Origin of the sequence: Gordonia sp. SCSIO 19800 (genome assembly GCF_018132775.1) — a bacterium.
GTDB classification, from domain to species: Bacteria; Actinomycetota; Actinomycetes; order Mycobacteriales; family Mycobacteriaceae; genus Gordonia; species Gordonia hongkongensis.
Genome location: NZ_JAGRQM010000021.1, coordinates 90471 through 98620 on the forward strand (window position 1 = coordinate 90471; position 8150 = coordinate 98620).

9 protein-coding genes, 2 tRNA genes and 1 pseudogene are annotated in these 8150 nt (G+C 67.3%); 8 read left to right on the forward strand and 4 right to left on the reverse strand.

The genetic code is table 11. The features are described from left to right. Positions 1-43: 43 nt before the first annotated feature. The 3 genes and pseudogenes from dnaG to KB201_RS25285 all read left to right on the forward strand — a co-directional run. Complete coding sequence (dnaG, locus tag KB201_RS20075; protein WP_211540204.1) at positions 44-1966, forward strand: DNA primase; 1923 nt, start codon at positions 44-46, stop codon at positions 1964-1966. A 116-nt stretch (positions 1967-2082) separates the two neighbouring features. Then, the gene (locus KB201_RS20080; protein ID WP_211540213.1) at positions 2083-2634 is read left to right on the forward strand and encodes a dihydrofolate reductase family protein; all 552 of its coding nucleotides are present in this window, start codon (positions 2083-2085) and stop codon (positions 2632-2634) included. A gap of 33 nt (positions 2635-2667) precedes the next feature. Further along, positions 2668-2808 (forward strand): annotated as a pseudogene (locus tag KB201_RS25285) (three-helix bundle dimerization domain-containing protein); the annotation flags it as partial. 62 nt (positions 2809-2870) lie between these two features. On the opposite strand, the gene KB201_RS20085 reads toward KB201_RS25285, so the two are convergent. From KB201_RS20085 to KB201_RS20100, 4 genes are all read right to left on the reverse strand, one after another. After that, a tRNA-Ile gene (locus KB201_RS20085) sits at positions 2871-2944 on the reverse strand. A 122-nt stretch (positions 2945-3066) separates the two neighbouring features. Next, a tRNA-Asn gene (locus KB201_RS20090) sits at positions 3067-3139 on the reverse strand. Between the two features lie 126 nt (positions 3140-3265). Continuing rightward, positions 3266-3454 (reverse strand): hypothetical protein, encoded by a 189-nt coding sequence (locus KB201_RS20095; protein ID WP_058252067.1) that lies wholly within the window; start codon positions 3452-3454, stop codon positions 3266-3268. 60 nt (positions 3455-3514) lie between these two features. Next, positions 3515-3904 carry a helix-turn-helix domain-containing protein gene (locus KB201_RS20100; protein ID WP_065631457.1) on the reverse strand — a complete coding sequence of 130 codons (390 nt, stop codon included), beginning with the start codon at positions 3902-3904 and terminating at the stop codon, positions 3515-3517. 108 nt (positions 3905-4012) lie between these two features. Between KB201_RS20100 and KB201_RS20105 the strand changes: the two genes are divergently transcribed. The 5 genes from KB201_RS20105 to KB201_RS20125 all read left to right on the forward strand — a co-directional run bounded on the left by KB201_RS20105 (position 4013) and on the right by KB201_RS20125 (position 7891). Next, positions 4013-4873 (forward strand): SDR family oxidoreductase, encoded by an 861-nt coding sequence (locus KB201_RS20105; RefSeq protein WP_211540206.1) that lies wholly within the window; start codon positions 4013-4015, stop codon positions 4871-4873. 119 nt (positions 4874-4992) lie between these two features. Then, complete coding sequence (locus KB201_RS20110; protein ID WP_058252064.1) at positions 4993-5640, forward strand: dihydrofolate reductase family protein; 648 nt, start codon at positions 4993-4995, stop codon at positions 5638-5640. A 48-nt stretch (positions 5641-5688) separates the two neighbouring features. Then, complete coding sequence (locus KB201_RS20115) at positions 5689-6441, forward strand: isocitrate lyase/phosphoenolpyruvate mutase family protein (RefSeq protein ID WP_058252063.1); 753 nt, start codon at positions 5689-5691, stop codon at positions 6439-6441. A gap of 68 nt (positions 6442-6509) precedes the next feature. Beyond that, positions 6510-6935 (forward strand): pyridoxamine 5'-phosphate oxidase family protein, encoded by a 426-nt coding sequence (locus tag KB201_RS20120; RefSeq protein ID WP_065631454.1) that lies wholly within the window; start codon positions 6510-6512, stop codon positions 6933-6935. A gap of 62 nt (positions 6936-6997) precedes the next feature. Then, a complete protein-coding gene (locus KB201_RS20125; protein ID WP_211540208.1) occupies positions 6998-7891 on the forward strand; it encodes a hypothetical protein in 894 nt (297 codons plus the stop codon). Positions 7892-8150: the final 259 nt, after the last annotated feature.

The following is an 8150-nucleotide window of genomic DNA, read 5'->3' on the forward strand; positions in this document are numbered from 1 at the left end:
GTACCCGGCCGGGCGGCCTCACCGGCGTCACTACACTGGTCGCGTGGCAGGCCGAATTCCCGATCGCGACATCACGGCGATCCGTGAGCAGACGAGGATCGAGGACATCGTCGGCGACTACGTCGCCCTCCGGCGCGCCGGTGCCGACAGCCTCAAGGGCCTGTGCCCCTTCCACGACGAGAAGTCGCCGTCGTTCCACGTCCGTCCCAACCACGGCCACTTCCACTGCTTCGGCTGCGGCGAGGGCGGCGACGTGTACAGCTTCCTGCAGAAGCAGGAGCACATCAGCTTCGTCGAGGCGGTCGAGCAGCTCGCCGACCGGATCGGCTACCAGATCAACTACGAGGGCGGCGGTACCGCCATCAAGCGGGACCGCGGCACCCGCGCCCGACTGGTGGCCGCCAACGCCGCCGCGGCCAAGTTCTACGCGGCCGCACTGCAGTCACCCGAGGCGCAGCCGGCGCGCGACTACCTCAAGGAACGCGACTTCGACGCGGTGGCGGCCGTCCAATTCGGTTGCGGTTACGCACCTGCCGGCTGGGACACGATGACCAAGGCGCTGTTGTCGCAGGGCTTCGAGTTCAGCGAACTCGAGGCCGCCGGTCTGTCCAAACAAGGACGCAAGGGGCCGATCGACCGCTTCCATCGCCGTCTCCTGTGGCCGATCCGCAACCTCGGCGGGGACATCATCGGCTTCGGCGCCCGCAAACTGTTCGACGACGACAACCTCGGCAAGTACATGAACACGCCGGAAACCATGCTGTACAAGAAGTCTCAGGTGCTGTTCGGTCTCGATCACGCGAAGAAGAGCATCGCCAAGGGGCATCAGGTGGTGGTCGTCGAGGGCTACACCGACGTCATGGCGATGCATCTGGCCGGCGTCACCACCGCGGTCGCCTCGTGTGGCACAGCCTTCGGTGAGGACCACCTCGCCCTCATCCGGCGGCTGATGATGGATGACTCGTACTTCCGCGGCGAGGTGATCTACACGTTCGACGGGGACGATGCCGGAAAAGCAGCCGCGCTCAAGGCCTTCGAGGGCGAACAGTCCATCTCGGGGCAGACGTTCGTGGCGATCGCGCCCGACGGCATGGACCCCTGCGAACTCCGGCAGGAGAAGGGCGACGCCGCCGTCCGCGACCTGGTCGCGCGTCGGGTGCCGATGTTCGAGTTCGCGATCAAGGCCCTCCTCGCCGGCCACGACCTCGACACCGTCGAGGGCCGCGTCCACGCGTTGCGCGACACCGTCCCGGTGGTCGCCCGGATCAAGGACATCGCGCTGCGTGACGAGTACGCCCGCCAGCTGGCGGGTTGGGTCGGTTGGGAGGAGGTCTCCCAGGTTCTCGGCAGAGTCCGCGAAGAAGGCGCGAGAATCCGAAAGGCGCAGGGCGTCAGTAACTCCGGCAGTCGGGGGAGCGGTCGCGGTGCTCGTAATCGGCCGGAGGCGGAGGCCGCGCCGACGTCCGCCCGCCCCCAGCCCAACGACCCGCGCCTGTGGCCGCAGCGGGAAGCACTGAAGGCGGCGCTGCAGTATCCGGCGATCGCCGGCACGGTCTTCGACTCGCTGCCCGTCGAGTGCTTCAACGAGCCGGCCTACGCCATCATCCGGCAGGCGATGACCGGCCTCGGGGGCACGTCGGCCGGGCTGGGTGGCGCGGCCTGGGTCGACGCCGTGCGCAATGCCGTCGACGACCCCGTCATCGACCCGCTGGTGACCGAGCTGGCGGTCGAGTCGATGCCGGTCGACGAGGACAACATCGCGCGCTACATCACGAGCGTGCTCGCCCGGCTGCAAGAGGTGTGGGTCGGTTCCCAGATCGCCGACATCAAGTCGCGTCTGCGCCGGATGGCACCCAGCGACGACCCGGACGGGTACAACGCGGTCTTCGGCGATCTCGTCGCCCTCGAGGCCTACCGTCGGAGCCTGCTGGAACAGGCGGTCGACCCCATCGTCGACGCGGGCTGAGTCCTGCGGGTCGCGCCGGCGCTGTGGGTTGAGCCGAGTCGAAGCCCCCGCCGGGCCGATGAGTTCGCGTGGTGGCGCCGGTCTATCTGTCGACACCGCTACGAAGGGCACTGATCATGGCGACCACCATCTATTCGGCGACCGCATCGCTCGACGGGTACATCGCGGGCCCCGGCGGGGACATGTCGTGGCTGACCCGGTTCTTCGACGTCCCCGCCGAGGGACAGAACCGGGCAGCCGACGACGCGGCCGACCGGTTGATGCGTGGTACCGGCGCGGTGTTGGTCGGCAACCGGTCGTTCCGCGGCGATGACCCCAACAAGGGCACCGACCGCGAGGGTGCGTTCGGCGGCGAATACGACGGTCCCGCCGTCGTTCTCACACACAACCCGCCGGCGGACCCCGTCGACGGCTTCACGTTCGTCTCGGATCTGCACGAGGCGGTCGACCTCGCCGCCCGGACGGCCGGCGATGGTTACGTCACCGTCATCGGCGCCGACGTCGCGCGACAGATGATCGATCACGGGCTGCTCGACGAGGTGCTCGTGTTCTTCGTCCCGGTGTTCCTGGGGGCGGGTGTCCGGCTGTTCGACCGTCCCGAGGGCGGCGAGGTCAGACTCACGCCCATTCCCGGTGAGACCGAGTACTGGTGTCGCGTCGAACGATGAGCCCGGTGGCGGCGGCCGGCGACGAACTCCACCGACGTGCGCGACTTCGTGCCGCTGCTGGTCGAGCGCCGCGCCAACGAGACACTCAGTGGCTCTGCGGTGATGGCCGACTCGACCGCATCGGCCACTTCCTCGGGTTTTTGCCGTCGAAGTGTCGGTACGCGGCTTCGATGAGCGCTGCGGGCCCGGCCGGGGGATTGTTTGCTCTCGCTCTGTGCTACAACGCTTTTCGTGCGTGGGGCGGGCGGGGCTCGAACCCGCGACCTACGGATTATGAGTCCGCGGCTCTAACCGACTGAGCTACCGCCCCGTGGGCCCGAGAGCCCGCTGCTGGACATTACCGCACGGGCGACGGTCATATGAATGCGGACCGGCACGACTGCCGAAGACGAGAAAACCCGTCACCTGCCGACGCGGGTGACGGGCCTCTTGCTCCCCCAACTGGACTCGAACCAGTAACCGTTCGATTAACAGTCGAATGCTCTGCCAATTGAGCTATGGGGGACTGCCTCGGACCTGCTCGGCGCTCGTGGAGCGCGTCATCAGGACCGAGGACAGACTTTAGCGCATGGTCATGTCGGACGACAAAACGGGCGGTCAGCCGCATGCGGCGGCCAGGCCGCCCGCTGCGCTACTCCCGGGGGTAGTCCTCGGGGTCGATCTCGACCTCGGTGGCCTGTTCGGCGGCGTCGGCGTCGTCGGCCTCGAACGGCACGCTGGGGTTGACACCTTCAGCGGGATCGGGCGCTGCCGTCTGGGCCTGCTCGAGTGCATCGGCCTCGTTGGCCTCGACCGGCAGGTCGGCTTCCGGTGACGTCATCGGGACGCTCCTCTCGTCGTCGGACTCCTACGTCTCCACGTGTACCCGACGAGAGTGGTTTCAGTCGCCCCCGCGTCGCTCGTCGTAGTCGGCCTGGGCGTCGCGGACGGTCGGCATGTTGTCCTGCACGAGTTCGATCAGGCCGCTCAACTGGTCGGCGACCTGCCTGCCGAGCGGAGTGAGGTGGTACTCGACCTTCGGCGGGATGGCTTCGAGGACGGTGCGCACGATCATGCCGTCGCGTTCGAGGCTCTGCAGGGTCTGCGAGAGCATCCGTTCGCTCACGCCGTCGACGCGTCGCCGCAGCGCGCTGAATCGATAGTTGCTCTCCCCCAACGCGATCAGCACGAGGCTGCCCCAGCGTCCGGTAACGGTCTGCAGTGTGGTCCGGGACGAGCAGTCCCGGGCGAAGACGTCCGCCTCGAGGGACTCGTCGCTGATCTCGGTCACGTGCTCAACGGTAGCCGAATCGACGAGACCTTGCTAACAGTTCGTATTGCACTTACGAAAAGTAAGTGCATACTGGGAGTCGTCCAACCGACAGAGATGAGGAATCAGATGACCACAGCAGTGACCGGCGCGACGGGACAGCTCGGCGGACTCGTGATCGACGAACTACTCGCCCGGGGCATCGCCGCCGCCGACGTGGTGGCGATCGTCCGCGACGAGTCGAAGGCCTCGAAGCTCGTGTCGCACGGCGTTTCGGTCCGTGTCGCCGACTATGACGATCCGGCATCACTTGTCGACGCCCTCGTCGGCGTCGACAAGTTGCTGCTGGTCTCGGGTTCGGCGGTCGGGCAACGTGTTGCCCAGCACACCAACGTGATCGAGGCGGCGGAGGCCAACTCCGTCGAACTGATCGCCTACACCAGCCTGCTGCACGCCGACACGAGCGGTCTGAGTCTGGCTCCCGAGCACGTCGCCACCGAAGCTCGACTGAACGAGTCGTCGGTGCCCGCCGTGATCCTGCGCAACGGCTGGTATTGGGAGAACTACCTGGCCGCCATCCCGCAGGCGGCGGCGACCGGAACGCTCCTGGGTGCCGCGGGTGAGGGAAAACTCGCTGCCGCCGCTCGTGCCGACTACGCGGCTGCGGCCGCAGCGGTCCTCACCGCCAACTCGGACCAGGCCGGCAAGGTCTACGAGTTGGGTGGTGACGAGCGGCTGACCTACGGCGAATTCGCCCGAGCGATCGGTGTGGCATCGGGTGCGACCGTCCAGTACCGCGACCTCTCCGAAGCCGACTACCAGGCCGCTCTCGTCAGCGCGGGTCTGCCGGAACCGGTCGCCGCGATGCTGGCCGGCGCAGATGCCGGGATCAGCCGCGGTGAGCTGGACACCGACTCCGGCGACCTCCAGTCGCTCATCGGCCGGTCGTCGACTCCCGTCGCGGAGGTCATCGCGCAGGCGCTCGCCTGACCCGGCGTCGTACGATCGGCGTCCGGCGTGCTCCGCGCCGAGTCGCATCGATGAGTTCGGCTGCGACACCGAGTCTGTCCGCATAGATTGCTCGTGCCGACCGACAAGGAAGCCGAACCATGCCACAGCTACTCAGAGTCCAGAACTTCTCGATCTCACAAGATGGGGTCGGGGCGGGGGAGAACCAGACGTTCGAGCGTCCCTTCGGTGATCGCGTCGAACCGTGGGAACTGATGTCGTGGGCGGGCGCCACCGCGAGCTGGCCCAACCGGACCGACCCGGGTGGCACCCGCGGCCTCGACGACTATTTCACCCGCGACTTCGCTCATAACATCGGTGCGGAGATCATGGGCCGCAACAAGTTCGGTTATCAGCGCGGACCGTGGACCGACCATGAGTGGCAGGGCTGGTGGGGTGATGAGCCGCCGTTCCACACTCCCGTCTTCGTACTGACGCACCATGTGCGGCCGTCGTTCACGCTGAGTGACACCACGTTTCACTTCTTGGACGCGACCCCGGCCGAGGCCGCCGAGCAGGCGAAGGCCGCGGCGGACGGCAAGGACGTACGTATCGGCGGCGGCGTGAGCACCGTCCGGGAGTTCCTCGACGCCGACCTCATCGACACCCTCCACATCGCCGTCGCACCCGTCACGATCGGCGCCGGACTCAAACTCTGGGAGTCACCCGAGGAGCTCGAGGGCCGGTATCACCACGAATCCGTCCCGAGCACCAGTGGCGTGACGCACCATTTGTTCTGGCGCAAGTAGCGCAATGGCGGTGGAATGAGACCGGGAACTCGCGTAGTTGTAGGGACCATGACGGAACTCGCCGGCAAGGCCACGACTCTGCTCGAACTCCACCAACCGGGAAACCCGGTCATCCTGCCCACGGTGTGGGACGCCTGGTCGGCGAACCTCGCGATCTCCGCCGGGTTCACCGCGCTCACCGTCGGCAGTCACCCGGTGTCGGACTCGATCGGCAAGCCCGACAACGAAGGAATCACGTTCGAGGAACTGACTACCCGCATCCGGCAGATCACCACGGCGGTCGACGTCCCGATCTCCGTCGACATCGAGTCCGGCTACGGGGAGGACCCGAAGACGCTCATCGACGGCCTGATCGCCGCGGGTGCCGTCGGTCTGAACATCGAGGACACCGTGCACAGCGAGGGCGGACGCCTTCGCGAGCCACAGGAGCACGCCGATTTCGTGGGTGCGCTGCGGGCGGCGTCCGACGCCACCGATGTCCACGTGGTGATCAACGCGCGCACCGACCTGTTCGTCAAGCAGGTCGGCGACGAATCCGACCGCCTCGACCGGGCGATCGAGCGAATGAAGCTGGCTGCCGATGCCGGCGCAGACGTGCTGTACCCGGTCGGTTTCCACGACGACGCCGCGCAGAAGCGGCTCACCAGCGAACTGCCGTTGCCGGTCAACGCGATCGGCCATCCGACCAAGAACACCAAAGCGGCACTGGCCGAACTCGGTGTCGCCCGGGTCAGTTTCGGCCCGATCTTCCAGATGGTGCTCGCCGAACGCGCCGCCGAGGTTCTCGAACCCTGGAAGTAGTCACACCGCTCTCCTCCGGGTCGTCGAACCCGGAGGGGAATGTCGGTGGTCCGAACTACCGTCGGATCATGGCACTCACGAAATCCGAACGAGAAGCGTTCCTGTCCGAACCCCATGTCGCGGCGCTGTCGGTCGAAGCCGAGCCCGGCCGGGCGCCGCTCACGGTCCCGGTGTGGTACCAGTACGAGCCGGGCGGTCGCCCCTGGCTGCTCACCGGAACTGAATCGCGCAAGTTGCAGCTCATCCGAACCGCCGGGCGGTTCACGCTCATGGTCGACGAGGTGTCGCCGCGGCTGATGTACGTGGCCGTGTCGGGGGATGCGGTCGACATGGTTCCGGGCACCCGCGGCGACCTGCAGGAGATGGCGGCGCGCTACCTCCCGCCCCAGGCCGTCGACCCCTACGTGGAGATGGCCGAGAAGGATCACGGTCCCCAGACCAAGCTGTTCCTCGAACCGAAACAGTGGGTGTCCCTGGACCTCGGTGCGCTGTGACCGACGGGCCGTGATCCGGCAGCGAGACGAACCCGTCGGGAACGTCTCGCTACATTGAACGCATGCCGAAGTCGCGTTCCACGTCCGACCAGCCCGAACAGTCCGTCGACGCGGAGTCTCACCAGGCGACATCGCCGACGGGCGAGCAGGTCACCCCGCTCGACGGCAACGAGTTCCTGCAGGCCAATCGCAGCAACCGCGACAAGTACCGCGCCGAGGCCGAGGCGAAGGCGGCGAAAGCAGCCCGCAAGGCCGAGCGCCGACGCCCGGCTGACGAGCCCACGGGTGCCGACGAGCCGGCCGATACGGACGACGCCGACGGGTCCGACGACGCCACGACCGAGGTCGCGGACCCACGCCCTGGCTCGGACCGCACCCCCCGCAAGCTCGATCCCGCCACGGCGCGTAGGAGTGGTTCCCGCCGGTGGACCGGTTGGACTTCGACGGTCGGCAGCCGACCGTGGGCGGTGATCGCGCTGATCGTGGCGGTCGTCGTCCTCGCGGCGTCGACGGCGGTGCTCGCCGTGGCGTACGTGGATGCCGATGAACGCGCCGAGTCGAGCGCGTCGGCCGGTACGACGACGTCCCTCCTCGAGACCGCCCGGCGATACGCGGCCGAGATCTCGACCTACAACTCTGCCGACTACGCTGACCTCGACCGACGCATCCGGGAGATCTCCACGCCCGCGTTCACCCAGACCTACATCGAGTCCTCGCAGGACGCCCGCCGCGGATCCGCCGAGGCCGAATCGGTGTCCACGGCGACGGCCGACAATGCGGGCCTCATGTCCGTCGACGACGGCAAGGCCGTTGTGCTGGTCACCCTGGACCAGACCCTGAAATCGCCGCAGACCGCCCAGGAGTTCCCCGAGGGATTCCCGTACCAGTCGCGGGTCAAGGTCACCCTCGTGGAGCAGGACGGTCGCTGGCTGATGGACGACTTCGCGGTGCTGTGAGGCCTCGGCTCCCTGATCCGAAAGAAGCGAGTCCTATCGCTCCCTGAGGAGCGGCCGGAGCTTGCGGAGGGCGCGGCCAACCATCGCCTTCCGAATCCGAAGAACGACATAACCATTGCCCCCTGAGGTGCGAGGAGCGTTAGCGACGAGCCACGAAGGGCCTGGTGAGACACGTTGCGAAGCCCTTCGTGGCAGTGAGAATGGGTGTGGGTGGTTGACCGGGTTTGGGTCTGACTTACTTCGTGGCTGACGGTGCTGT

Excerpts from the sequence above, each read along its gene's own strand:
- KB201_RS20120 (WP_065631454.1), top strand. The coding sequence starts at position 6,510 with ATGGCACTCACGAAATCCGAACGAGAAGCGTTCCTGTCCGAACCCCAT.
- KB201_RS20115 (WP_058252063.1), top strand. The coding sequence starts at position 5,689 with ATGACGGAACTCGCCGGCAAGGCCACGACTCTGCTCGAACTCCACCAA.
- KB201_RS20095 (WP_058252067.1), bottom strand. The coding sequence starts at position 3,454 with ATGACGTCACCGGAAGCCGACCTGCCGGTCGAGGCCAACGAGGCCGAT.
- KB201_RS20105 (WP_211540206.1), top strand. The coding sequence starts at position 4,013 with ATGACCACAGCAGTGACCGGCGCGACGGGACAGCTCGGCGGACTCGTG.
- KB201_RS20125 (WP_211540208.1), top strand. The coding sequence starts at position 6,998 with ATGCCGAAGTCGCGTTCCACGTCCGACCAGCCCGAACAGTCCGTCGAC.
- KB201_RS20080 (WP_211540213.1), top strand. The coding sequence starts at position 2,083 with ATGGCGACCACCATCTATTCGGCGACCGCATCGCTCGACGGGTACATC.
- KB201_RS20110 (WP_058252064.1), top strand. The coding sequence starts at position 4,993 with ATGCCACAGCTACTCAGAGTCCAGAACTTCTCGATCTCACAAGATGGG.